The sequence below is a fragment of the Ruegeria sp. BG10 genome, from assembly GCF_056538575.1.
Window position 1 is genome coordinate 129,709 of record NZ_JBQFTI010000002.1, and the last position, 23,124, is coordinate 152,832.

21 protein-coding genes and 1 pseudogene are annotated in these 23,124 nt (G+C 59.7%); 11 read left to right on the forward strand and 11 right to left on the reverse strand.

Annotated features, from left to right (window positions below; all coding sequences use genetic code 11):
- Positions 1-10 precede the first annotated feature (10 nt).
- The 9 genes from ACR0D8_RS11695 to ACR0D8_RS11735 form a co-directional block, all read right to left on the reverse strand.
- Positions 11-1,297, reverse strand: a complete 1,287-nt coding sequence (locus ACR0D8_RS11695) for an ABC transporter permease (RefSeq protein ID WP_480646608.1) — start codon at positions 1,295-1,297, stop codon at positions 11-13.
- Positions 1,294-2,214, reverse strand: a complete 921-nt coding sequence (locus tag ACR0D8_RS11700; protein WP_475164752.1) for an ABC transporter permease — start codon at positions 2,212-2,214, stop codon at positions 1,294-1,296. Before ACR0D8_RS11700 ends, ACR0D8_RS11695 begins: the two co-directional genes overlap by 4 nt.
- 13 nt (positions 2,215-2,227) lie before the next feature.
- Positions 2,228-3,340 (reverse strand): ABC transporter ATP-binding protein, encoded by a 1,113-nt coding sequence (locus ACR0D8_RS11705; protein ID WP_480646610.1) that lies wholly within the window; start codon positions 3,338-3,340, stop codon positions 2,228-2,230.
- 118 nt (positions 3,341-3,458) lie between these two features.
- Entirely contained in the window at positions 3,459-4,583 is a 1,125-nt protein-coding gene (locus ACR0D8_RS11710; protein ID WP_475164748.1) for an extracellular solute-binding protein, read from the reverse strand.
- A gap of 101 nt (positions 4,584-4,684) precedes the next feature.
- Positions 4,685-6,694 (reverse strand): beta-galactosidase, encoded by a 2,010-nt coding sequence (locus ACR0D8_RS11715; RefSeq protein ID WP_480646612.1) that lies wholly within the window; start codon positions 6,692-6,694, stop codon positions 4,685-4,687.
- Entirely contained in the window at positions 6,691-8,337 is a 1,647-nt protein-coding gene (locus ACR0D8_RS11720; protein WP_480646614.1) for an amino acid ABC transporter permease, read from the reverse strand. The genes ACR0D8_RS11715 and ACR0D8_RS11720 overlap by 4 nt, the downstream gene beginning before the upstream one ends.
- 65 nt (positions 8,338-8,402) lie before the next feature.
- A complete protein-coding gene (locus tag ACR0D8_RS11725) occupies positions 8,403-9,152 on the reverse strand; it encodes a basic amino acid ABC transporter substrate-binding protein (protein ID WP_475164744.1) in 750 nt (249 codons plus the stop codon).
- 22 nt (positions 9,153-9,174) lie between these two features.
- A complete protein-coding gene (locus ACR0D8_RS11730) occupies positions 9,175-10,221 on the reverse strand; it encodes a LacI family DNA-binding transcriptional regulator (protein ID WP_480646616.1) in 1,047 nt (348 codons plus the stop codon).
- The gene (locus tag ACR0D8_RS11735; protein WP_480646617.1) at positions 10,221-10,382 is read right to left on the reverse strand and encodes a hypothetical protein; all 162 of its coding nucleotides are present in this window, start codon (positions 10,380-10,382) and stop codon (positions 10,221-10,223) included. The genes ACR0D8_RS11730 and ACR0D8_RS11735 overlap by 1 nt, the downstream gene beginning before the upstream one ends.
- A 254-nt stretch (positions 10,383-10,636) precedes the next feature.
- Between ACR0D8_RS11735 and ACR0D8_RS11740 the strand changes: the two are divergent.
- From ACR0D8_RS11740 to ACR0D8_RS11765, 6 genes and pseudogenes are all read left to right on the forward strand, one after another.
- Positions 10,637-11,941: pseudogene (locus ACR0D8_RS11740) on the forward strand (GH1 family beta-glucosidase); the annotation flags it as partial.
- A 39-nt stretch (positions 11,942-11,980) separates the two neighbouring features.
- Positions 11,981-12,961 (forward strand): glucokinase, encoded by a 981-nt coding sequence (locus ACR0D8_RS11745; protein WP_480647112.1) that lies wholly within the window; start codon positions 11,981-11,983, stop codon positions 12,959-12,961.
- A gap of 37 nt (positions 12,962-12,998) precedes the next feature.
- Positions 12,999-13,925 (forward strand): carbohydrate kinase family protein, encoded by a 927-nt coding sequence (locus ACR0D8_RS11750; protein ID WP_480646619.1) that lies wholly within the window; start codon positions 12,999-13,001, stop codon positions 13,923-13,925.
- A 17-nt stretch (positions 13,926-13,942) separates the two neighbouring features.
- Complete coding sequence (locus ACR0D8_RS11755) at positions 13,943-14,614, forward strand: D-lyxose/D-mannose family sugar isomerase (RefSeq protein ID WP_480646621.1); 672 nt, start codon at positions 13,943-13,945, stop codon at positions 14,612-14,614.
- A gap of 334 nt (positions 14,615-14,948) precedes the next feature.
- Positions 14,949-15,221 (forward strand): hypothetical protein, encoded by a 273-nt coding sequence (locus ACR0D8_RS11760; RefSeq protein ID WP_480646623.1) that lies wholly within the window; start codon positions 14,949-14,951, stop codon positions 15,219-15,221.
- Between the two features lie 10 nt (positions 15,222-15,231).
- Positions 15,232-15,693: a hypothetical protein gene (locus ACR0D8_RS11765; protein ID WP_480646625.1), complete on the forward strand. Its 462-nt coding sequence runs from the start codon at positions 15,232-15,234 to the stop codon at positions 15,691-15,693.
- Positions 15,694-15,708: 15 nt separating this feature from the next.
- Here the strand turns inward: ACR0D8_RS11765 and ACR0D8_RS11770 are convergent, their stop codons facing one another.
- Positions 15,709-16,878 (reverse strand): acetate/propionate family kinase, encoded by a 1,170-nt coding sequence (locus ACR0D8_RS11770; RefSeq protein ID WP_480646627.1) that lies wholly within the window; start codon positions 16,876-16,878, stop codon positions 15,709-15,711.
- The gene (locus ACR0D8_RS11775) at positions 16,871-18,265 is read right to left on the reverse strand and encodes a bifunctional enoyl-CoA hydratase/phosphate acetyltransferase (RefSeq protein ID WP_480646630.1); all 1,395 of its coding nucleotides are present in this window, start codon (positions 18,263-18,265) and stop codon (positions 16,871-16,873) included. Before ACR0D8_RS11775 ends, ACR0D8_RS11770 begins: the two co-directional genes overlap by 8 nt.
- A 349-nt stretch (positions 18,266-18,614) precedes the next feature.
- Here ACR0D8_RS11775 and napF point away from each other — a divergent pair, with 349 nt between their 5' ends.
- Genes napF through ACR0D8_RS11800 form a run of 5 tightly spaced genes read left to right on the forward strand, consistent with a single transcriptional unit; the run spans position 18,615 to position 23,122 of the window.
- The gene (gene napF, locus ACR0D8_RS11780; RefSeq protein ID WP_480646632.1) at positions 18,615-19,130 is read left to right on the forward strand and encodes a ferredoxin-type protein NapF; all 516 of its coding nucleotides are present in this window, start codon (positions 18,615-18,617) and stop codon (positions 19,128-19,130) included.
- Complete coding sequence (locus tag ACR0D8_RS11785; RefSeq protein ID WP_480646634.1) at positions 19,127-19,411, forward strand: chaperone NapD; 285 nt, start codon at positions 19,127-19,129, stop codon at positions 19,409-19,411. Before napF ends, ACR0D8_RS11785 begins: the two co-directional genes overlap by 4 nt.
- 7 nt (positions 19,412-19,418) lie before the next feature.
- The gene (napA, locus tag ACR0D8_RS11790) at positions 19,419-21,905 is read left to right on the forward strand and encodes a nitrate reductase catalytic subunit NapA (protein ID WP_480647114.1); all 2,487 of its coding nucleotides are present in this window, start codon (positions 19,419-19,421) and stop codon (positions 21,903-21,905) included.
- Between the two features lie 57 nt (positions 21,906-21,962).
- Positions 21,963-22,391: a nitrate reductase cytochrome c-type subunit gene (locus ACR0D8_RS11795; RefSeq protein ID WP_480646636.1), complete on the forward strand. Its 429-nt coding sequence runs from the start codon at positions 21,963-21,965 to the stop codon at positions 22,389-22,391.
- A 29-nt stretch (positions 22,392-22,420) separates the two neighbouring features.
- Positions 22,421-23,122: a NapC/NirT family cytochrome c gene (locus ACR0D8_RS11800; RefSeq protein ID WP_480646638.1), complete on the forward strand. Its 702-nt coding sequence runs from the start codon at positions 22,421-22,423 to the stop codon at positions 23,120-23,122.
- The last annotated feature ends 2 nt before the right edge of the window (positions 23,123-23,124 follow it).

Below are 23,124 nucleotides of genomic sequence, written 5' to 3' on the forward strand. Positions count from 1 at the left end.
TCAGGTGGCGTCAGTCGCTTTGCAGACTGTTGGGATCAAATGCCCCGCCGAAGCCACCATTGTTCGAGGGCGGCGTTTCTTCTGTGTCGGAACTCTCGCCGTCAGAATCTCCGCCAAGCGAATTCGGCGCAAACACGTTGCCAAAGCCCGAATTGTTCGAACCAGTCCCGGACTGAGATTCTTCGTCCTCGGAACCGGGTTGCAGTTCGTCGGGGTCGAACACGCCTTCAAAGCGCTGCTGGCGACGTTCCTCGCGCTGCTGGCGCAGCTCCTGAATGCGCTGTTCCGCCTCAAGCCGTTTCTGCTCTTTCACGTTGGCGATGCACTGACCCGGATTGTAGGCGGTCGCGGTGCCGACAACGGTGATCGTCGCAACTGCGAACACCACCAGCAGAACCGCCGCCGTGTTTCCGGCAAAGAAGCTGGGCAGCCTGATCTTGCCTGCCAGTTCCTCGACCGTGGCATTCTTACGCGCCGCGGCCACCAGTTCCTGGCGCCTGAGCTTGGCTTCGTTCATCAGGGCGAAGAACACCGTCAGCGCCACGATGATGAATGCCAGCGCCGAGATCGACGGCGTGATGCCATAGCGCACCTTCTGCGCCAGTTCGATCGTCAGCGTCGGGTATTCGCCAAAGGTGAAGGTGGTGGTGTTGTAGTTCTCGAAAGAGGCGAGGAACGCCAGCACCGCGGCGCTTGCAATTGCCGGTCGCATGAACGGCAGCAGGATTTTGCGGAACGCCTGCGCATGGCTGGCACCCAGATCCAGTGCGGCCTCGGTCAACGCGACGTCATAGCGCTGCAGCCGGGCTACCAGCACCAGCATGCAATAGCTGGCGATAAAGGTGGACTGGCCAATCACCGTCAGGAAAATCCCGTTCGACAGAACGCTGTCCGCGCCCAGCCCCAGCATCCGGTTGATCCGGTCCCAGAACACCAGGGTTGAGATACCCAGAACCACGCCCGGAATCAGGATCGGCGCGATGATGATGGTGTAGTAGGTCGCCCGCAGCTTGGGCCAGATCTGCGTCAGCATCAGCGCGCCGGCCAGACCCATCGCCACCGACAGGACCACCGTCCCGGCCCCGATGATCAGCGAGTTCTTGATGCCGTTCAGAATGCGCTGATCCTGAAACAGTTCTCCGAACCACTGGAAGGTCAGGCATTCCCAGGGCGTCATCCGCGGGAAGGCCGACGAGTTGAACGCAGTGACCGACATGATCACCAGCGGGCCCAGCAGGTACAGGAAGAAGATGACCAGATAGACCCAGATGCTTACACGAAGGAAGGAATTGTTCATTTCCCGATATCCCCCATGTTCACCTTGAACAGGCGCATCACCGCCAGAACGAACAGGATACAGGTCACCAGCAGCACGATGGCGTAGGCGGCCCCCTGCGGCCAGTCGTTATTGTCATTGAACTGCTGATAGATCAGCTGCGTGAACCACAGCGACGACGGTCCGCCCAGAATCTGCGGTGCGGCCAGTGCGCCGGCGCTCAGCATGAACACCATGGTGCAGCCCGAGCTGATCCCCGGCTTGGCATAAGGAATGACCACCCGCCAGTGAATCCGCCACCAGGGCGCGCCAAGATCCCGCGCAGCCTCGATCTGGTTTTTGTCCAGACTTTCGATCACGTTGTACATCGGGAAGATCATCAGCAGGATATAGGCATATCCCAGACCCGCATAGAGCGCGATGTCGTTGCGGATAAAATCAAAGGGCGTATCCCAGATGCCCAGCCCCATGAACAGGGTGTTCAGAACCCCGGTTTCGCCAAAGATGATCCGCAGGGCAAAGGCGCGCAGGATCTCGTTGATCCAGTAAGGGATAATCAGCATGATCGCAAAGATGCGAATATGGCTGCCCTTGGACTGACCCAGATAATAGGCAATCGGATAGCAGAGGATCAGGTTGAAGATCGTCACGCAGACCGCTGCGAGCAGCGTGCGGAAGAACACCCGCAGATCGACGACGTTATAATCCTGGCTGCCGCCTTCCGGCCCGTAGATCAGGTATTTATAGTTTTCCAGCGTATAGACGTCTTTGGGTCCGCCAATTTCCGGCGGCGGCAGGTTCGGGCGGAAAGAAAAGTCCAGCATCGACAGCTGCGGCAGGATGATCAGGCCGATGGTCCAGAACAGGACCAGACCCAGGATCGCCAGCCCCATGCCGGTGCCGTTGCGGGTGAAGAAGTCTTTTAGAAATCCGGGCATGTGTCAGACCCTCTTATTCCGCTGCCAGTTCACCCGCAGGAACCAGAACCGCGTTGTGGGGTTCGTATTCCAGCGTGATGTTCTGCCCGGTATGGTCCTTGAACGACTGACCGTGGTTCGGGATCGATACCTTGATTTCCTTGCCGCCCTCACCTTCGGTGAAGATGTTGAAGACGTTGCCCTCGAATTCCTCGTGGTTCACGCGTGCGGTGACAAAATGGTCGCCAGTGGCGCCATCCGGTGCAACGGCAAAGGCTTCGGGACGGATGAACATCATGGCGTCATCCCCTTCCTTCACCCTGCCCTGATTGGCGGTCGAGACCCGCGCCACCAGATCGCCCGAGCGGTTTGTGGAGATCAGTGCCTCGGACCCTATGACCTGCTTGATCTTGCCGCGGAACACGTTGTTTTCACCCACGAACGAGGCCGCGAAAGCCGTCGAGGGATCATTGTAGATTGTCTTGCCATCCGCGATCTGGTCGATCACCCCGGCCCGCATCACGGCGATGCTGTCGGACATGGTCAGCGCCTCACCCTGGTCGTGGGTGATGTAGATGAAGGTGATGCCAACCCGCTGCTGAATTTCGCGCAGTTCGGTCCGCATATGCTGGCGCAGTTTCAGGTCCAGCGCAGACAATGGTTCGTCCAGCAGCAACACATCGGGTTCTGCACACAGGGCGCGTGCGATGGCAACCCGCTGACGCTGACCACCGGACAATTCGCTGGGCAGCTTGTCGCCCTGCCCCGGCAGCGCGATCATGTCCAGAAGTTCATCCGCCCGCTTGCGGCGCTCGGCACTGCTGGCGCCCTTGATCTCCATTGAGAATGTAATGTTTTCCCACACTTTCATCAGCGGGAACAACGCGAGGTTCTGAAAGATCAGCGCGGTCGGGCGTTTGTTCGGACCGATACCGCGCATGTCATTGCCGCCGATCAGGACTTTGCCCTCGGATGGGTCCAGAAACCCCGATACAGCGCGCAGGATCGTCGTCTTGCCACAGCCCGAGGGGCCGAGGAACGAAAAGAAGTCGCCCCCGTTGATGTTAACATTCGCATCACGCACGGCGACAAAATCACCGAACCGGATCCACAGGTTTTCCAGATCTACACCGACCCCTGCACTCATTTTAGGTATCTCCGTCTGGTGCGGTTCCAGACCGCACCGAAATAGGGTCCGTCACGCCGGATGGGCGCACGGGCAAATGGCCCCCCGCTTGCCGGCGGGGGGCATAAATTCAAAGCGATCAGGCGCTTTTGAACTTGTTGACGAACTCGGTCCGGGTTTCCGCATACCACGGTGCCTCGGCCGGCCATGGGTTGAGGTTGGCCAGCGAGTCGCCCGGATAGGCTTCGGCAAAGTTCTTCTTGTAGGTGTCGCCGGAATACTGATCGGCGCCCAGAACAGGCGAGTTGTAGCCGTGGCTGTCAATCGCGACGCCGGCCGGCTTGGCCTGATAGGCAAAGTCGATGAAGGCGTAGACCTGATCGATATTGGTGGCACCTGTCGGCATGGCCATGCCGTCGACCCAGGCCATCGCACCTTCGACCGGAGCCTGATAGTGCACCGGCTCGCCGGCCGATTTCAGCGCCAGCGGCGGACCGTCCCAGGTTTGACCGACAACGACGCCTTCGTTCAGCAGGCCGTTCTTCTGGGTATCGGCGTCGTTCCAGATCAGCTTGATCCGGTTCTTGCGCGCGATGCACCAGTCGGTGATCTGACCCCAGACCTTGCGCATGGTTTCTTCGTCGCCATAAGCAGCCCAGACCGAGCCCGGCTCCATCTCACCGGCGCGTTCCATGTAGAGACCGGCACCCAGCATCATCGAATGCGCCCGGCCCATGGTTTTGCCGGCATTCTCTTCCGACCAGACATCGCCGTAGGACGGGGCGTCGCCTTCCGGCAGCCACAGGTCCGTGCGATACGCAATGCCTTCCGTTCCCCAGATATGCGGCAGCCAATGCGCGCCGCTGTCGCCAAAGTTCCAGGCCTCGGTGCCGATCTGCGCCATCGCCGGGTTCACCAGATCAATCGGAACCTTGTTCATGTCGAAGGGCTGCAACAGCTCAAGCGGTTCCCACTGGAGCGAACGGTTGTTGGTGGGCGAGACAATGTCGAAACCCTGGCCTTTGGTGGCCTTCATCTTGTTGATGATTTCTTCGTTCGACCCGATCCCGGTGTAGTTCACCTTGATGCCGGTGAGCGTTTCGAACTCCTGCAGGAAAGTGGGCGGCAAATAATCCGACCACATCAGAATGTTGATCTCACCCGAGGATGCCAGTGCAGATTTGCTGTATAGTGGCGCAGCCAAAGCTGCCGCACCTGCGCCTTTCAGAACAGAACGTCTGGAAAGGTTTTTCCGTTCAGCCATAATTGTTTCTCCCGATATTGGACTGTGTTGTTTTTGTTTTGTGATTGCACGCTAGACCTTTGCGTCAGAGCTGTCAGTCCAAAAGTGACAGTTGACGGATTTCATAAGTCCAGTTTACGACCAGCCCGAGTGAAACCGCGATCAGATCCCGGTTCCAGCCAGACTGAGACACCATAGGGTGGGATGGCGGAACTACCAACAACATACTTGCGCCCGTCGTCCTGCGCCAAAACCTGTTCCTCGCGCCCGAAATTGAAAGCAAACCCCAAAGGCCCGCGATGCGTGATCCGCAGGTCGGCGCCGCAGTCCTTTACAGGGATGTCGGCCCAGCTCAAAGCCCCTGACAACACAGCCTGCAACAGTGTCCCACGCGGAACCATCGCCAGATACATCGCCCGTTCCGACCGTATGACTGCCGGGCTTCCATCCCTGTAAGCGCTTGAAAACCAGCCCAATACATCCTGCTCCGTCTCGACGATCTCGCGCCATCCGGTGAACGAATGGGCGGTCCCGTCCCACAACCGAACCGATTCCCCTGCCAGTTCCGGCAGTGATTCGACCCGCAGGACACGGACGCCGGTCATATCGGCCAACTCTCCCGGCGACAGGTTAGGCGGAGTGTGCATGTCGGGCGTCTTGCTGCCCGCACGCGCTCCGATCAGAAACTTGCCCGGACTGGCCTTCAATCTGACCGCCAGTTCCGGCGGGATGATCATGCATTGAGGGATAGCAATCAGGTGATAGCCGGACAGGTCGTCATCTGGCCCTATGAAGTCCAGATCAACCCCCAGAGACCGCAGCCCAGCATACCATTCCCGGATGATCTGAGTATTCGGAAACCCATCATCATGAGGCAGGATATCGGCGGCCCAGACGGACTGGTAATCCAGCAGGATTGCCACCTTTGCCGGCGTGCGGTGCGCCGCGGGCAGGGTTTCACGTTCGCGCGCCACCTGCGCCACTTCCAGCGCTGCCTGATCCGGCGTGCCATCGGACCGCAGCAGGGCTGTATGATACTGCTCTTGCGCAAATTTGGCCTGACGCCAGCGAAAGAACATCACCGCCTGCGCCCCGTGCGCATAGGCAGCCCAGGTCCAGAGCCTGACCATTCCGTCGGCAGGAGAAGGGTTCTTCTCGGCCCAGTCGACCGGCCCGGGCTGTTGTTCCAGAACCCACATGCGGCCTTTGCCCTGCGACCGGTAGAGATCGCAGTGAAAACCCTGATAATCTGGCGCGCCGGTCCTGAGGTACTTTTGCTTTTCCTCCACCGACAAGGTGGATGCCAGCAGGTTGCCCAGCGGATAGCTGTCAAAGCCCACGATATCCAGATCGGCCGCCACGGTGTGGTGGTCGAATTCGAAACTGCCCGCCATGAAATTATGGGTGATGTCGCGGCCCGGCGCATACTCTCGCAGAATGTCGACCTGCGCCCGGTTGAACAGGCGCACCCGATCCGAGGAATAGCGTGCAAAGTCCAGCGCGTGGGTCGGATTGGGGCTGGCAACCAGCCCGTTGGGCAATTCGATCTGGCCAAAACCGGAATAGGCAGAGCCCCAAAAGACAGTGCCCCATGTCTGGTTCAGCTTGTCGATCGAGCCGTAGCGATCCGCCAGCCACTGCCTGAACCCATCCCGTGCCGCGTCTGAATAGCTGAGCACCGTGTCATGATCGTTATATTCATTGTCGATCTGCCACGCGTGAACATGAGGGTTCGCACCATAGCGGCGGGCGTATTCGGCAGCGATCCGGCGCGCCTCGGCCAGATAGATCTCACTTGAAAAACAGTAGTGCCTGCGCGAGCCGAACCCGCGGACCCGCCCGTCCGACCCGAAAGGCAGAATTTCCGGATGCGCATCGACCAACCATTTCGGCGGTGCGGCGGTGGGCGTGCACATCATCACGCGCAACCCGGCCTCACCCAGTATTCCTATTGCTTCGTCCAGCCAGTCCCATCGAAACTGCCCGCGTTGCGGCTCGACCAGAGACCAGGTGAACTCCGCAATGCGGACCCAGTCGATCCCCATCTCGACCATCCGCCGGGCATCTTCGGGCCAAAGCGACCGGTCCCATTGTTCGGGGTAATAGCAGACCCCAAGCTCCAGCTTGCTCATCGGTCTTCCCTGGCGGTACGTCTTTCGATCCATTTCAGGAAGCTGGCGCAGCCCAGCGTGATGACGACGTAAAGAATGGCGGCCGTATTGAACGGCGCAAATGGCAGGAAGCTGGCGGCCTGAAACTCTCGCATCCGCTGGGTCATGTCGCGCACCGACAGGATCGACAGCAACGAGGTGTCCTTGATCATGGCGATGAATTCATTGCCCAGAGGCGGCGTGACGATGCGCAGGGCCTGGGGCAGAATGATCAGCCGCGCCGTCTGCCAGCGCGACAATCCCAATGAGCCGCCGGCTTCGATCTGACCCCTTGGAATCGCCTCGATCCCGGACCGGAAGATTTCCGCCATGTAGGCCGAGTATCCAACCGAAATGGCGATGATGCCACGGGTCATGTTCGTCATATCGATGCCGCCTCCGGTCGCATCCTTGACTGCGCCCGCCAGCGGCAGACCGATATAGAGGATGATCACCAGCATCGGAATTCCGCGAATGGTATCGACAAAGAACTCGGATCCGACAGCCAGAGGGTGCAGTTTGTGCTGGGCTCCGCCAACCGTGAGGGTCAGCAGCAGAAATCCAAAAACCGCAAAGGCCAGCGCGGCGTTGCGAATGGTGTCTGGCAGAAAGCTGGTCCGCCAGATAACCGGATGGCCTTTGGTGTCCATGTCAACCGGAACAAAGGCGCCGGACACGCTGTCGACGGTGTCGATCTGCGCCAGCGCGCTGGCCGCGTCCGGGGCGCTGCGGATGCGGTATTGCTGATCCCCGCCGCCGTCGAACTCGCCAAACCGGATGATGTCCGCCTGCGCCTGTGGCGTGCCGCGCACAATCGCGACCCGTGCATCAAGGCTGCCGACAAGTTGATATTCCACCTTCGGCTGCATGAAGAAGAACGTAGACACCGCAAGCAGGGCCAGACTGACGGACCCGTAGACAACCGTTGTCCGCGCCCTGGGTTTGAACGATTGCAACCCAACCCAGATCAAACCCAGGATCGCCGCGAAGATATAGGCGAAAATGGCCGCGCGGAACGTGATGGCCACACCGGTTGCAAATTGCCAATGCGCCATAAACATAAGGTAAAACAGCGCGGCTCCGGTCAGTATTTCCAACCCGAGCCGAACCTTCCCCCGCACCGTTTCGGGCAGAAGCACAGTCAGCAGGATGATCGCAACCATCACCGCGTAGGACAAAAGCAGCACCTGAAGCCCGGCGCGTACCTGCCCAATAACTTCGGGCAATAGCACCCAGGTCTGTGATGACCGGTCGATCAGTGGCGAGGTGTTTTCGCTGAGCGCGTGAAAGAACACGGATTCGGCAAAAGGCATCAGCACCTGCGGCGATGCATAGCTGAGGGCAGCCAGTGCCAGTGCAGCCGGCAACGCCGCCAGCGCGGACAGGCGCAGCCAACCGGGTGCCCCGGCCTGAAACCGGGTGTAGCGGGCGCAGAGATATCCCAGAACCGCCACCACAAGAACCAGAAGAAACCCGACAAAAATCGGCCCGGCATTGTTGCCGATCCCAAGGATGGCAGTTAGCGACCGCAGGTATTTCGAAGAGGTTGCGAACAGGTAGATGATGAACGGGGCGGCGGCGAGCAGAACAAGATTGCTCGGGCGGATCGAGCTTAGACGCGACATGAAACCTCTCTGCTGAAATGCGGCCCGGCACCTCAGGGTGCCGGGCCGTTACGTGCCGGTTGGGCTTATTCGGTGCCCCAGTACTTTGTGACCAGCTTGTCCAAAGTGCCGTCGGCCTTGATTGCCTCAAGCCCTTCGTTGATGGCGTCGACTGTGGCGTCACCTTCCTGAAACACGATGCCCAGCGGATCGGATTGCAGCCCGGTGATCCCGACCGTCAACTCGCCCGCAAACTCCTGCTCATAGGCCGCAGCCGAGGTGCCGTCGATGATGACGCCCTGCACGTCGGCATTCTGCAGGGCCAGAATTGCAGCCGAAAAGTTGTCATAGAGGCTGACATTCTCGCGCCCGACCAGGTCTTCGGCCAGTTGGGCGTTGGTGGTGCCGGTCTGCGCCGCGAGCTTCTGGCCGCCAGCTTTGAAATCGTCCAGCGTCATGTCGGCATTGTCGACCTGCAACAGGATGGCCTGGCTGACTACGATATAGGGTTCCGAGAAGTCCATAGTCTCTTCGCGTTCCGGCGTGATCGACACGCCCGAGATCACCAGATCGAATTCGCCCTGCTGTAGCGCTGCAAAGATGCCGTCCCACGCGGTATTGACGAAGTTCGGGACGCAATTCACCTTTTCGCAGATTGCGTTCATCACATCGACGTCAAACCCCACGATCTCACCAGTGGTCTCATCCACGGTTTCCATGGGCGGATAGGTCGCGTCGGTTCCGATTTTCAGAACCCGCCCTTCCAGATCTGCGGCAAATACTGCCGGTGTAGCAAGCGCTGTCAGCGCTGCTGCAGCAATCAGGTTTTTGAACATCTCCGGTTACTCCTCTGTTGGTTTAGTTGGCATGCGCACGTTGCGGCGCAGGGGTGTCAGGTTGCCGCTCGATAAGGGTGGCCCTGATCTTTTTTTGGGTTTCCGTCGGCTCGGCGCCGTCCAGCACCTTCAGCATGTATTCGCCCAGCAGGCGGCTGGTGTCTTCGATGGGGACGTAATAGGTGCTGGGTGGCGGCACGAAATAACGGCTCAGTTGCAGATCATCGGTCGAAATCACAACGAGATCGCGACCAACCCGAATTCCGGCCTCATGAGCAGCCGACAGCACACCCAATGTCATGGCTTCGTTGGCGCAGATACATGCCGTGGGACGCTCCGTCATTTGCATCAGTGCCTCAAAGGACTTTCGGCCCATGGATGCGGTGGTCGGGCCGTTGAAAATCAACGCTGAATCCGTCGCAAGGCCCGCAGCGTTCAGGGCGCTGGAATATCCGCGCTGGCGCTGGGTCGCATAAATCAGATCGGCCGGAGGATTGATCAGGGCAATCCGCCGGTGACCCAGCCGTACAAGGCGCGCGGTCGCGTCAAAGGCCGCGGCCTGACTGTCGAAATCAACATAGGCATGGGGCGTTGCGCTGTCGCTCATCCCCATGGTCACAAAAGGGAAGCCATGTTGTTGCAGGAAGGCGATGCGCGGGTCATCATGCCGCGTGCCCGAGAATATCACCCCATCGGCCAGACCGTCATGGACGATCCTTGCCGACACGGTCATTGCATCCGAAATGTCGGCGACGTTGAAAACGCTCAACTCATACTTTGAATTCTGCAACGCCTTCGAAATCCCGCCGAGAATGCGGGTGAATTCAACCCCCTCCCATTCTTCCGCAGCCTCAGCAGAAACGCTGACCAGAACGGCGATGCGATAGGATTTGTTGGTGCGCAGCTTTAGCCCGTCCATGTTCACGCGATACCCGAGCTTTTTGGCCGCCGCCTGAACCTCCTGTCGTGTCTCATCCTTGACCGAGGCAACACCCCGCAGAGCATTTGACACGGTTCCGACCGAGTAACCGGTTGCCCGAGCGATGGATTTGATGGTCGCGCGGGCCATTACCCGACCCCTCCGGACACCTGATCCAGCAGAAAACAGCGCCAGTCCCAATGTTCCCCGACCGCCTCGCCATCGGTAAAGCCACAAGTCGCAACCTGATCAGGCTGGGTCGCCTGATTTCCCTCCTGCCTGACGGTATTAGGCTGCGCCGATGCACGCATCTCCGGGGTTCCACCGTTAATTGAAACGTTTCAATTAAGTTGAAGCAGCGGCACAGCTCTTGTCAAGCGCTGCGAGTGGACGGGTATTTTGACGTGAAACTGCGCCCAGGAAGCAAAAGATATCGTTGCCACCGGTCGGCTGAACCGTCGACGCGACGGGTCAATTCACCGGCCGATCCGGTTAAAACTAGATTGCCGGTGATCGACCTGCTACTTGGTGGCTCGACCGGCCCTACCCCCAACAGGTTCTGACCATGAAGTACACCCGTTCTGATTTCCCCAAGGATTTCCTTTTTGGCGTTGCCACATCAGCTTATCAGATCGAAGGCCATGCGCAGGGCGGCGCGGGGCAAACCCATTGGGATACGTTTGCGGCGTCTCCGGGCAATGTGGTGCGCAACGAAAACGGCGATCTGGCCTGTGACCATCTGAACCGCTTTCAGCAGGATTTCGATCTTGTTCGGGACGCAGGATTCGACTGTTACAGGTTTTCCACAAGCTGGGCACGGGTGCTGCCCGAAGGACGCGGCACGGTGAATCAGGCAGGGCTGGATTATTATGACCGGCTGGCCGATGCGCTGTTAGAGCGCGGCATACGCCCCTGCGCCACGCTTTATCATTGGGAACTACCGTCGCCGCTGGCGGATCTTGGGGGCTGGCGCAACCGAGACATTGCCGGTTGGTTCGCGGATTTCACCGAGGTTATCATGGGCCGCATCGGTGACCGCATGTACAGCGTCGCCCCCATCAACGAGCCCTGGTGTGTCAGCTGGCTCAGCCATTTCGAGGGCCATCACGCCCCGGGCCTGCGCGACATTCGCGCAGCGGCCCGCGCTATGCACCACGTTCTGCTGGCCCATGGCCGCGCCATCGAGGCGATGCGCGGTTTAGGAATGACCAATCTGGGTGCGGTGTTCAATCTGGAATGGGCCGAGCCCGCCGACGACACCCCCGAAGCCCGCCGCGTTGCCGACCTGTACGACGGCATCTACAATCGGTTCTTCCTGGGCGGCGTATTCAACAAGACCTATCCCGAAAACGTGCTTGAGGGCCTGGAACCCCACCTGCCCGAGGGCTGGCGGGACGATTTCGACACGATTGGCGCTCCGGTCGACTGGTGCGGGCTGAATTACTATACCCGCAAACTCATCGCCCCTGCCGACACCGCATGGCCCGGCCTGAAAGAGGTTCCCGGACCGCTGCCAAAAACGCAGATGGAGTGGGAGATTGAACCCACCGCCCTCACCCGCTTTTTGACCCGCACCCGGCAGGATTACACAGGTGATCTGCCGATCTATGTCACCGAAAACGGTATGGCCAGCCCCGAGCGGGTGCAGGATGACGACCGGATCGACTATCTCAACCAACACCTGACAGCGGTTCAGGATGCACTGCAACAGGGCGTGCCGGTGCAGGGTTATTTCATCTGGTCGCTACTGGACAATTATGAGTGGGCTTTTGGCTATGAAAAACGCTTTGGCCTTGTCGACGTGGATTTTGAAACGCTCAAGCGCAGGCCGAAAGCCTCATATCACGCGCTGAAAACCGCACTGGCCGGCAGCACGGTATCCGTTCCATTGGCCCAACCTGCCGGAGCGATGCACGAGCATTGGAATCTGGTCGCCGATATCGGCGGCACCAACACACGACTGGGCGTGATCTCGAACGGTACGCTGACCGATCTGCGCAAATACCCCACCGGCACCCTGCCCGAATTGCTGGAGGCGTTTCACAGCCTGCGCGACGAGATCGGCACTGACCCGCGCGCCGTTGTCGCCGCCGGGGCCGGTCCGGTGCGGGACGGTACGATCCGTCTGACCAACGCGCATCTCGACCTGTCTGAAAGCGATATCGGCAAGGCAACCGGGGCGCAGCACACGTTCGTGATCAACGACTTTACCGCCGCGGCTTGGTCCGTGGCCGAAGTCACCGCTGCTGATGTCGAGGTTCTGCAGGGGACCGCGACCCCGCCGCAGGGAACGCGGCTGGTGGTTGGCCCGGGCACCGGGCTTGGCGTCGGAGCGTTAATCTATTCCAGCGGCCGCTATCACACCGCCTCGGGCGAAGGTGGTCACGTCGGGCTGTCGCCGCGCCACGCCGATGAGGTTGAGATTTTCAGGGCTGCCCGCCACATCGCGCCGGATAGTTTCTTTGATGACAGCCTGACGCTTGAGGCCGAAATGTTCCTCAGCGGGACGGGGCTGCCGGTTCTGTACCGGGCGGCGGGAATGGCCGCGGGGCAAGCGGATACGCCGATGCGCAACGCCCGCGACATTCTGGTGGATGCGCGCACCGGGTCTGATCCGATTGCCGAAAAAACCGCTCAAATGTTCACCACCCATCTGGGGGCCGTTATGGGCGACCTTTCTGTGGTCCTCATGCCCGTAGGCGGCGTGTTCCTTGTGGGCGGCGTTGCCGAGAAAAACCGATGGCTGTTCAAGGATGCCTTCCGCGACGCCTTCAATGCCGGCGGACGGTTCAGCGGGTTGCGGCGTTCCATGAACCTTTATGTGTCGGAACAGGATGAATTTGGCATTGTTGGCGCTAACAACTTCTGCAAAAGTGCGCTTGCGCGGTAAACTGACCGCCTGACGACGCAAACAGAAAGGACCGGGCATGATCCTGTGCTGCGGTGAAGCCCTGATCGACATGATCGCCGCCCCGACCATTTCCGGAGGCGAAGGATTCGTGCCTCACTCTGGCGGCGCTGTTTTCAACACGGCCATTGCGTTAGGGAGGTTGGGGGCGCCGGTTGGTATGCTGACCGGCCTGTCCTCTGACATGTTCGGTCTGCAACTGGGCGATGCCCTGCAAACCAGCCATGTCGATGCAAGCCATGTCATTCGCTCGGAGCGCCCGACGACGCTGGCCTTCGTGCAGTTGAAGGACGGGCACGCATCCTACAGCTTTATGGATGAAAACTCGGCCGGTCGCATGCTGACGCCCGAAGACATGCCCGCTCAGCTCCCTGCGGTGTCGGCGCTCTATTTTGGCGGTATCAGCCTGGCCTGCGAACCCTGTGCCGACGCTTATGCCGCGTTGCTGGATCGTCATGGGTCGGACCGGGCCGTCATGCTTGACCCCAATATCCGGCCCGGGTTCATCTCTGACCAGACCCGATATCGTACACGCCTGAACCGGATGATCGGACAGGCCGATATCATCAAGGTTTCAGATGAGGATCTGGACTGGATCATCCCCGGACCGGAAAGCGTTTCCGACAAAGTCCGGCTGTTGCTGCAGGCTGGCCCTGCTGTTGTCATCGTGACCCGGGGCAGTCAGGGTGCCTCCGGATTTCTGGCCGACGGCACCGAAACGTCGGTGCCGGTTCAACCGGTCCAAGTGGTCGATACGGTAGGTGCCGGTGACACGTTCAACGCTGGCGTACTGGCAGAGTTGGACAGGTCGGGCCATCTGACCAAGGCCCGCGTGCGTGCGCTGACACCCGATACTTTGCGCGCCGCCCTTGCCAAAGGTGCGGAAGTTGCCGCCGTCACCGTTTCCCGCGCCGGGGCGAACCCGCCCTGGGCCCACGAGCTTTGACCCATGAGGGAACGCCCATGAAACGCTCAGACATCAACGCCATCAAGACCGAGGCCGAGGCTTTCATTCAATCCTTCGGGGCGGTTTTGCCGCCTTTCGCCAACTGGTCCCCGGACCGGATGCGCAGCGATGAGGCGGCAGGCATTCGCGAACGGGGGCTGGGCTGGGACATCACCGACTATGGGCAGGGTCGTTTTGACGAACTGGGCTTGTTCCTGTTCACCCTACGCAATGGGGACGTTGGCGATCTGAGCCAGGGTCGCGGCATGCTTTACGCGGAAAAGCTGCTGGTTTCGCGCGACCGGCAACTGTCCCCGATGCACCGTCATGTTGTCAAAGCCGAAGACATCATCAACCGCGGCGGCGGCGATCTGGTGATGGAAATCTATGCCTCGGACCGGCAGGGCGGCATTGACCGGGATACGTCTGTGACCGTGCCCAGCGATGGCTGTCCCGTGACGATCCGTCCCGGTGAACTGCTGCGCCTGAAACCCGGTCAGAGCGTGACCCTGATGCCCGGCATCTGGCATGCCTTCTGGGCGGAAAAAGGCGATTGCCTGATCGGAGAAGTATCGACCGTCAATGACGATCGCACCGACAACGTGTTCGAAGAACCGATTCCGCGTTTCGCAACTATCGAAGAAGATGCCGAGCCCGACTTTTTGCTTGTCGCAGATTATTTCGCGTGAAACCCCGGGCGCTTAGTGCGTCCCGCGCGGCAAGCCGCGTCCCTTCCGCGTTCCAACAACAAACATTGTCGACTCCCTTGGCGTCGACAATCCGGCCGGAAGAGATCGTCAAAACGCCGATCTTGCTGCATTGCGCCACCAGCTCTCCGCTGTAGGGTCACGCCTGCGCCTGGTCGACGTGCGGGTCATCAGCAATTACCCAGCTAGCCGCGCAATTTCCATCGGCTCTGGATAAGTCCCTTTTCCTGAACCGGAAAAGCGCATTAACATGAACGTCGAAACAAGGTTGAATGCCGCAGACCCGTTTGCGGGCGATCATGCAAGGACCGGTGTCATGGTAACAAAAGCTGAACTGGAAGCGCAGGTCGCGGAACTCCGCCGTCAGCTGGCCGAGCGATCCGGCAGTGGTCCTGCACAGGCGGATGCGAACCATGGCGCCGCCGACCCGGAAGAAACGGTTACAGAGCGCATTGCCGATAGCCTTGAGACGTGGTCAGTCCAGTTGGAAGAGGCGCTGACAGAACTGGAAGACCTGCCGCATAAAAAGCCGATCCTGTTTGCCCTTGGCATCTTCACGCTTGGCTATCTGCTAGGCCGTTCCCGGTAGGAGCCCAATCATGAGCCGCATTTCCCGCAACATCTCAATCATTCTGCGTGCCGAACGGCTGATTGCGCAACGGCATCTGACCATCGCAGCGAAGCGCACCGGCTTTTATGCCGCGGCAGGGCTGGCGGTGGGGCTGGCCGTTGTCATGCTGAATGTGGCGGGTTTTTTCTGGCTGTCTGCGACACTGTCGAAGCCGTTGTCGGCCCTGATCCTGGCCGCCGGAAACCTGCTGCTGGCACTTTTGCTCGCCTTGGTGGCAAACACTCAGAACGCGCAGGCCGATACCACGGCGGCCGTCGAACTGCGCGACATGGCTCTGCAAGATATCGAAACGGAAATAAAGGACAGCCTGTCTGATGCCCGCAATACGGTTCAGGGTATCCGGCGCGACCCGATTGGCGCACTGACACCTGATGTCGTCAGCGCGATCCTCAGCACCCTGATCAAATACGCGCGCAGACGCAAAGACTAGGCGAATTGACGAGTTTCAGATCATTTGCGCGGCGGCCCGCGCGATCACCATTTCTTCGTTTGTGGGGATCGCCAGAATGCGGACACGGCTGAAATCTGTCGACAAAACCGTGCCTCCGTCGGCATTGCGGTTGTGGTCCATCTCAATTCCGATCCAACGCATACCGTCACACACCATCTGACGGATCCGGGCCGAGTTTTCCCCGACACCACCGGTAAAGACCAATGCATCGATCCCTTCCAGCGCGGCGGAGAGCGCGCCAAGTTCGCGCCGGATACGGAAGACGTAATAGTCGATGGCCTTGCGCGCCTCGGGCGTGGCAGCCGCCAGCAGCGTGCGCATGTCAGACGAGATCCCCGACAGACCCAGCAGCCCGGATTTGCGATAAAGGACCTCGGCGATTTCTTCCGCGGTCATCCCGTCCTGCTGCATCATGTAAAGCACGACGCCCGGGTCCAGCTGACCGCTGCGTGTCCCCATCGGCAAGCCGTCCAGAGCAGAAAACCCCATGGTGGATGCAACGGCCCGCCCGCCGGACACCGCACACATCGAAGCCCCGTTGCCCAGATGCGCGATGACCACGCGGCCGTCATAAAGCCCCGGTGCAATTTCCTTCAGCTTCTGAGAGACATAGTCATAGCTCAGCCCGTGAAAGCCGTACCGGCGCACACCCTTATCATAATAGCTCTGTGGCAAAGCGAATGTGTCGTTCACCCAGGGGTGCTTGCGGTGAAACGCAGTGTCGAAACACGCGACCTGGGCCGTTCCCGGAAACGCAGCACTGGCGGCGCGAATTCCGGCAAGGCTGTAGGGTTGGTGCAATGGCGCAAAGGGGATGAAGCCCTGCAATGTGTCGATGACGCTGTCATCAATCTTCACGGGCTCGGAATAAACTGTGCCGCCATGCACGACGCGATGACCAATTGCGCGCACGTGAATATCCGGCAGGTTTTCGCGGGCCATTTCCAGAAAGGCGTGAATGGCCTCATCATGGCTATTTGTGTTGGTCAGTGGCCGGTCGATCGACCTGCCGCCGGCAGATTCTGCCAGCAGCCGGGGCGCATCGCCCAGACGTTCGACCTGTCCGCGCCACCGCATGCTGGGCCGATTGGCTTCCACCAGCTCATACAGTGCGAATTTCAGCGACGAGGACCCGGCGTTCAGCGCCACCACATGATCAGCCATGGAATTTCCCCTTGCTCGCAATCGCATGCAAAGCCGCCACCGCGCAGGACGCCAGACGCGACGCGTCATCATCCGCGCGCGATGTCAGGATAATTGGCGCAGCAGCACCAACAACAATCCCGGCGGCTTCGGCATGAGAGATGTAGGTCAGCTGTTTCGCCACCATGTTGCCTGCCTCGATATTCGGCGCCACCAGGATATCGGCGGCACCGGCGACCTCGGATGTAAGGCCCTTGGTGCGGGCTGCATTCAGGTCCACCGCGTTGTCCATGGCCAGTGGCCCGTCAACGATGCCGCCGGTGATCTGGCCGCGTTCGGCCATCTTGGACAACAGCGCGGCATCGACCGAAGACGGCATATGCGGGTTGATCGTCTCAACAGCCGACAGCACGCCGACCTTGGGGGTATCGATTCCGATGGAATGCGCGAGGTGGATTGCGTTCTGAACGATATCGGCCTTGGTCTCCAGATCAGGGGCGATGTTGACCGCGGCATCCGTGACCATGATCGGCCGGGACATGCCCGGCACATCCATCACAAACACATGTGACAACCGTCGCCCGGTCCGCAGGCCCTTGTCGCGGCGCAAAACCGCGTGCAGCAGGACATCTGTATGCAGATGCCCCTTCATCAGCGTCTGTGCCCGGCCCTCAACCACAAGATCGACGGCGCGATGAGCAGCTTGTTCGTGGCTGCGGGCCTCGATGATCTCGATGCCGGAAATATCCGCATTCAATTCGGCCGCCGCGGCCGCGATCTTGTCGGGATTTCCGATCAGGATCGGTGTGATTATGCTGTTGGACTGGCCCAGCAAAGCCCCGCCCAGCGAATTCGGTTCCTCCGGGGCAACCACTGCAGTTGGCATCGGGTCCAGCGGTCTGGCTTTTTCCAGCAAGGCGTCAAAATGGCGATGACGCTGCACGATCAGACCCGGTACTTCGATGGATTCAAATTCCAGATGTTGCGCCGGCGGCGTGACCTGCACTTCACCGCTCATGATCAAGGCATTGTCACCGACCCGGCGCACTTCGGCCGCGCAGAGCAGATCACCATCGTCTCGCTTCTCAAGAATTGACACAACAGCCGTCAACTCATCCCCGGCCAATACGGGAACATGAAAGGTCAGGCTTGCCTGTCGCGTCTGCGTCCCGGCCCCCGGAAGAATGTTGCCGAGAACGGCCGCGACCAGACCCGCGGGCCATAGCGCAGGTGCCACGGCCTCGGGGCGTCCGTCGCCGTCACCGTCATATCCAGCCAGATGCAAGGGGTTGTGATCGCCCGACGCCGACGCAAAGGCATAAAGATCATCCACCGTGCATAACCGCGTCAGTTGTGCTTCGTCGCCGACCTCAAGCTGCGAGAACGTGCGGTTTTCATGTATCTTCATAGCAAACTGATCCTGTTCAGCGTGGTCCCCTTGCACGCCTGTGATTTGGTCGCAACCTTTGGGCCACAGCCGGTATTTGGTTTGCGAACAGCAAGATCCCGCGCTGTTCTGTAGCGTTTACCGCCTTGTGGTTTAGCACGTTCTATGCCGCGCCGCCGCATAACAGTCAAATGTAACAGCTGCATCTTCTGGTGCACCGGATCACCTGCGCCTCGCCAACGCCCGGACAAGTCCCGAGAACATGAAGCGCGCGAGGCTTGGGGCACAAAATTAATGAAAAAGCGTCGGTAATTCAGGCGATTTGGGATAGGCTGGAACAGGGAATCAAGCTTAGCCAGGTCACAGCGATATGAGCGAACTGACCAGCCGGCGCGCTTTTCTCAGCGCCAAACCGCTGATGGAGGACCGCAGCATTGTCCGGCCCCCCGGATCGATTGTGCCGGGGTTTGTCGATCAGTGCACCAAATGCGGCGACTGTGTCGAGGCCTGCCCCGAGGCTGTGATCGACATCGGGGCGAATGGCTACCCGGTCTTGCAGCTCAGCACGAGACCCTGCACCTTTTGCGGCGTATGCGCCCTGTCCTGTCCGACCGAAGCGCTGGATATCGAACGCCTGTCAGATTGGCCCTGGCGCGCCGCCATCAAGGGCGACGCCTGTCTGTCGATGCGCGGCGTTAGCTGCCGCCTTTGTCAGGACAATTGCGACCAGCGCGCCATCGGGTTCAAATTGCAACTGGGCGGCCGCGCCGAACCCGTTCTGGACCCCGACGCCTGCACCGGATGCGGCGCCTGCACGTCGCTTTGCCCGGCCAGCGCCATTGCGCTTGAACGCATGAACCTGTCCCAGACGGAGGCGATCCAATGAATATCTGCGGATGCCTCGCCCATGTTCTGCCGGAAAAGGCAGAAGCCGTTGCAAAAACGATGACAGAGACACCGGGCGTCGAAATACACGCCCGCGCCGAAGACGGCCGTTTCGTGGTCGTCATCGAAGACACCCCGACACGCCTGGCCTCTGAGACCATCATGGATCTGCACCAGATCCCAGGAGTGATCTCGGTGAGCCTGACCTATCACCATTTCGAAGATCTCGCGGCCCCGGCCGCGCCCCAACGCCCCACGCCAACCGACAAGCAGGAGGCTTGAAATGACCATGTCTGAATCGCGCCGGACCTTTCTGAAATCGACCGCTGCGGCGGCAACCGCTTCTGCTGCCGGGCTGCCTTTTGCGACAGGGGAAGCCGATGCTCAGATCGGTATCCCGGATATCCGATGGGACAAGGCACCCTGCCGGTTCTGCGGAACGGGATGCACGGTTCTGGTCGGCACAAAGAACGGCCGCGTGGTTGCCACGCAGGGTGACCCGCATGCCGAGGTGAACCGGGGGCTCAACTGCATCAAGGGCTATTTCCTGTCCAAGATCATGTATGGCGAAGACCGTCTGACCCAGCCCATGCTGCGTAAACGGGACGGCAAATTCGCCAAGGACGGCGAGTTCGAACCTGTCTCGTGGGACGAAGCCTTCGACATCATGGCCGAAAAATGGAAGGAGACCCTGAAGAACAAAGGCCCCGACGGTGTCGGCATGTTTGGTTCGGGGCAATGGACCGTGTGGGAAGGATATGCCGCGTCCAAGCTGATGAAGGCCGGCTTCCGGTCCAACAATATTGACCCCAATGCGCGTCACTGCATGGCTTCGGCCGTGGTGGGATTCATGCGCACCTTCGGCATTGACGAGCCCATGGGATGCTATGACGATTTTGAAGCTGCTGATACGTTTGTCCTCTGGGGGTCGAACATGGCCGAGATGCACCCCATCCTGTGGTCGCGGCTGACCGACACGCGCCTGACCAAAGAAGGCTGTGAGGTCCACGTTCTATCCACGTTCGAGCACCGCTCATTCGAACTGGCAGACAACGGAATTGTATTCCATCCCCAGACCGATCTAGCGATCCTCAACTATATCGCCAATCACATCATAGAAACCGGGTCGGTCAACGAGGAATTCCTGTCCAAACACGTGAACATCACACGGACAGCCACGGATATCGGCTTTGGTCTCAGGGATGAGATCCCGTTGCAACAAGCCGCCGGCAACCCCAATTCCGGAGAGCTGACACCGATCAGCTTTGACGAATACGCAGAATCCGTAAAACCCTATACGCTGGACTACACCGCCGAACTTTCGGGCGTGCCCGCAGAAAAGCTGGAACGTCTGGCGCAGCAATACGCCGACCCGAACCGCAAGGTCATGAGCCTTTGGACCATGGGTTTCAATCAGCACACGCGCGGGTCCTGGGTGAATTCGCTGTGCTACAACGTGCATCTGCTGACGGGCAAAATCTCTGAACCGGGCAATTCGCCCTTCTCGCTGACCGGCCAGCCATCGGCCTGCGGCACGGCCCGCGAAGTGGGCACCTTTGCCCATCGTCTTCCGGCCGATTACGTGGTGACCAACCCGGAACATCGCGCCAAGGCCGAGAAAATCTGGAAACTGCCCGACGGCACGATCCCCGACAAAGTCGGTTTTCATGCCGTTCTGCAGCACCGCATGCTCAACGACGGGATGCTGAACGCCTATTGGGTTCAGTGCAACAACAACATGCAGGCCGCGCCAAACATGAACGAGGAAGGCTGGCCGGGCTACCGTAACCCCGACAATTTCATCACGGTCTCCGACCCCTACCCGACCGTCACGGCCCTGTCCGCGGACCTGATACTGCCGACGGCAATGTGGGTTGAAAAGGAAGGCTGTTACGGCAATGCCGAGCGCCGCACCCAGATGTGGCGCCAGCAGGTACATGCCCCGGGCGAGGCGAAATCCGACCTTTGGCAAGTCATGGAGTTTTCCAAGCGGTTCACGGTTGAAGAAGCCTGGGGTGAAGAGTTTCTGGCCACAGTACCAGAGATGGCCGGCAAGACCCTGTTCGAGGTGCTTTTCCAGAACGGCAACGTCGACAAGTTCCCCCTCAGCGAGATCCAGCCCGGACACCCGAACGATGATGCCAATCACTTTGGCTTCTACATTCAAAAGGGTCTGTTCGAGGAATACGCCGAATTTGGTCGCGGGCACGGGCATGACCTTGCGCCGTTTGAACGCTATCACGAGACACGCGGCCTGCGCTGGCCCGTGGTGGACGGAAAAGAAACGCTGTGGCGGTATCGCGAAGGTCACGACCCATATGTCGAGGCGGGTTCCGAAGTTCAGTTCTATGGGTTCTCGGACAAGAAGGCCCGGATCATCTTTGCACCATACGAAGCGCCACCCGAAGCGCCGGATGACGAATTTGACCTGTGGCTCTGCACCGGTCGGGTGCTGGAACACTGGCATTCGGGCTCGATGACCCGCCGTGTCCCCGAATTGCACCGGTCCTTCCCGCTTGCGGTTCTGTACATGCATCCCGACGATGTTGAGGATCGCGGTTTGCGGCACGGTCAGGAAATCAAAATCACGACCCGCCGCGGCGAGGTTACCAGCCGGGTGATGACCAAGGGCCGCAACAAGATGCCGCGCGGGCTGGTGTTCATGCCCTGGTTCGACGAGGGGCAACTGACCAACAAGCTGACACTCGATGCAACCTGTCCGCTTTCCAAACAGACCGATTTCAAGAAATGCGCCTGCAAGGTCGAGCGTGCCTGACGCCGGGACACAGATCGAAAGATTTGCCGCCCGGCCAAACAAGAAGGAACATGCAAGATGAGAAAATTAATCGCACTGGCAGCCGCCCTTCTGACCGCAATAGGCGGTTTTGCCGTCGCACAAGAACTTCAGGATTTGCGTGGCGCCCCGGCCAATAGCCCAAGTGTCGTGAACATGAACCTTCAGTGGGACACCCGCGAAGGGCGAATGGTCCGGAACTATCGTCAGCAACCGCCGCTGATCCCGCATTCTGTGACCCAGTACCAGATCGACCTGCGGACCAACCAGTGCCTTTCCTGCCACGACTGGACCAAGGCGGGCGAGCGCAACGCCCCGACGCTGTCGATGACGCATTATCTGGATCGCGACGGCAACGAATTGGATTACATCGCCGGCACGCGGTATTTCTGCAACCAGTGCCATGTCCCGCAGGCCGATACGTCGCCGCTGGTTGAAAACGTGTTTCAACCATCGTCCGTCGACTGATCCGACGCTGATCTGAAAGGAGCACCGAAATGGCCGACTCCCCTGAAAAACGCGGTTGGATTGGACGGGTGTGGAACGCGATCTGGACACCCACCGCCCTGTTCAGTTCCGGTTTTCTAATTCTGGCGGGCTTTCTGGCAGGGATCTTGTTCTGGGGCGGTTTCCACTGGACGCTGGAGCTGACCAATACCGAAGAGTTCTGCACCTCTTGCCACACGATGGAAACCAATCTGGGCGAATACCGCGAAACAATACACTACAACAACCATTCCGGCGTGCGGGCGATCTGCTCCGATTGTCACGTGCCGCATGAATGGAACCACAAGATCAAGGCCAAGATCATGGCCGTCAAAGACGTCTATCATGAAGTGGCCGGCACCATCAGCACCACCGAGAAATACGAGGAGCACCGGCTGAGCATGGCTGCGGCCGTCTGGAAAAAGATGAAAGCCTCGGACAGCCGCGAATGCCGGAACTGTCACAATTTCGATTACATGGACTTCACCATTCAGGAAGCCCGCGCCGCGTCAGAACACCAGCGCGCGATCGACAATGACATGACCTGCATCGACTGCCACCAGGGCATCGCCCACAACCTGCCACCGGGATATCTTGAGCGCTATCAGGAAGTTACGGAAACACTTGCCGGAAATGCCGCAGGGGCGGACCCGCAACAACTGGCGGATAGCAGTCAAGAAATCCGGTCATATCTGACCACACGGGCAGACTGAAA

Excerpts from the sequence above, each read along its gene's own strand:
- ACR0D8_RS11715 (WP_480646612.1), bottom strand. The coding sequence starts at position 6,694 with ATGAGCAAGCTGGAGCTTGGGGTCTGCTATTACCCCGAACAATGGGAC.
- ACR0D8_RS11770 (WP_480646627.1), bottom strand. The coding sequence starts at position 16,878 with ATGGCTGATCATGTGGTGGCGCTGAACGCCGGGTCCTCGTCGCTGAAA.
- ACR0D8_RS11745 (WP_480647112.1), top strand. The coding sequence starts at position 11,981 with ATGCACGAGCATTGGAATCTGGTCGCCGATATCGGCGGCACCAACACA.
- ACR0D8_RS11705 (WP_480646610.1), bottom strand. The coding sequence starts at position 3,340 with ATGAGTGCAGGGGTCGGTGTAGATCTGGAAAACCTGTGGATCCGGTTC.
- ACR0D8_RS11775 (WP_480646630.1), bottom strand. The coding sequence starts at position 18,265 with ATGAAGATACATGAAAACCGCACGTTCTCGCAGCTTGAGGTCGGCGAC.
- ACR0D8_RS11785 (WP_480646634.1), top strand. The coding sequence starts at position 19,127 with ATGAATATCTGCGGATGCCTCGCCCATGTTCTGCCGGAAAAGGCAGAA.
- ACR0D8_RS11750 (WP_480646619.1), top strand. The coding sequence starts at position 12,999 with ATGATCCTGTGCTGCGGTGAAGCCCTGATCGACATGATCGCCGCCCCG.
- ACR0D8_RS11800 (WP_480646638.1), top strand. The coding sequence starts at position 22,421 with ATGGCCGACTCCCCTGAAAAACGCGGTTGGATTGGACGGGTGTGGAAC.
- ACR0D8_RS11700 (WP_475164752.1), bottom strand. The coding sequence starts at position 2,214 with ATGCCCGGATTTCTAAAAGACTTCTTCACCCGCAACGGCACCGGCATG.
- napF (WP_480646632.1), top strand. The coding sequence starts at position 18,615 with ATGAGCGAACTGACCAGCCGGCGCGCTTTTCTCAGCGCCAAACCGCTG.
- ACR0D8_RS11695 (WP_480646608.1), bottom strand. The coding sequence starts at position 1,297 with ATGAACAATTCCTTCCTTCGTGTAAGCATCTGGGTCTATCTGGTCATC.
- ACR0D8_RS11725 (WP_475164744.1), bottom strand. The coding sequence starts at position 9,152 with ATGTTCAAAAACCTGATTGCTGCAGCAGCGCTGACAGCGCTTGCTACA.
- ACR0D8_RS11710 (WP_475164748.1), bottom strand. The coding sequence starts at position 4,583 with ATGGCTGAACGGAAAAACCTTTCCAGACGTTCTGTTCTGAAAGGCGCA.
- ACR0D8_RS11755 (WP_480646621.1), top strand. The coding sequence starts at position 13,943 with ATGAAACGCTCAGACATCAACGCCATCAAGACCGAGGCCGAGGCTTTC.
- ACR0D8_RS11795 (WP_480646636.1), top strand. The coding sequence starts at position 21,963 with ATGAGAAAATTAATCGCACTGGCAGCCGCCCTTCTGACCGCAATAGGC.
- ACR0D8_RS11730 (WP_480646616.1), bottom strand. The coding sequence starts at position 10,221 with ATGGCCCGCGCGACCATCAAATCCATCGCTCGGGCAACCGGTTACTCG.
- ACR0D8_RS11765 (WP_480646625.1), top strand. The coding sequence starts at position 15,232 with ATGAGCCGCATTTCCCGCAACATCTCAATCATTCTGCGTGCCGAACGG.
- ACR0D8_RS11735 (WP_480646617.1), bottom strand. The coding sequence starts at position 10,382 with ATGCGTGCATCGGCGCAGCCTAATACCGTCAGGCAGGAGGGAAATCAG.
- ACR0D8_RS11720 (WP_480646614.1), bottom strand. The coding sequence starts at position 8,337 with ATGTCGCGTCTAAGCTCGATCCGCCCGAGCAATCTTGTTCTGCTCGCC.
- ACR0D8_RS11760 (WP_480646623.1), top strand. The coding sequence starts at position 14,949 with ATGGTAACAAAAGCTGAACTGGAAGCGCAGGTCGCGGAACTCCGCCGT.
- napA (WP_480647114.1), top strand. The coding sequence starts at position 19,419 with ATGTCTGAATCGCGCCGGACCTTTCTGAAATCGACCGCTGCGGCGGCA.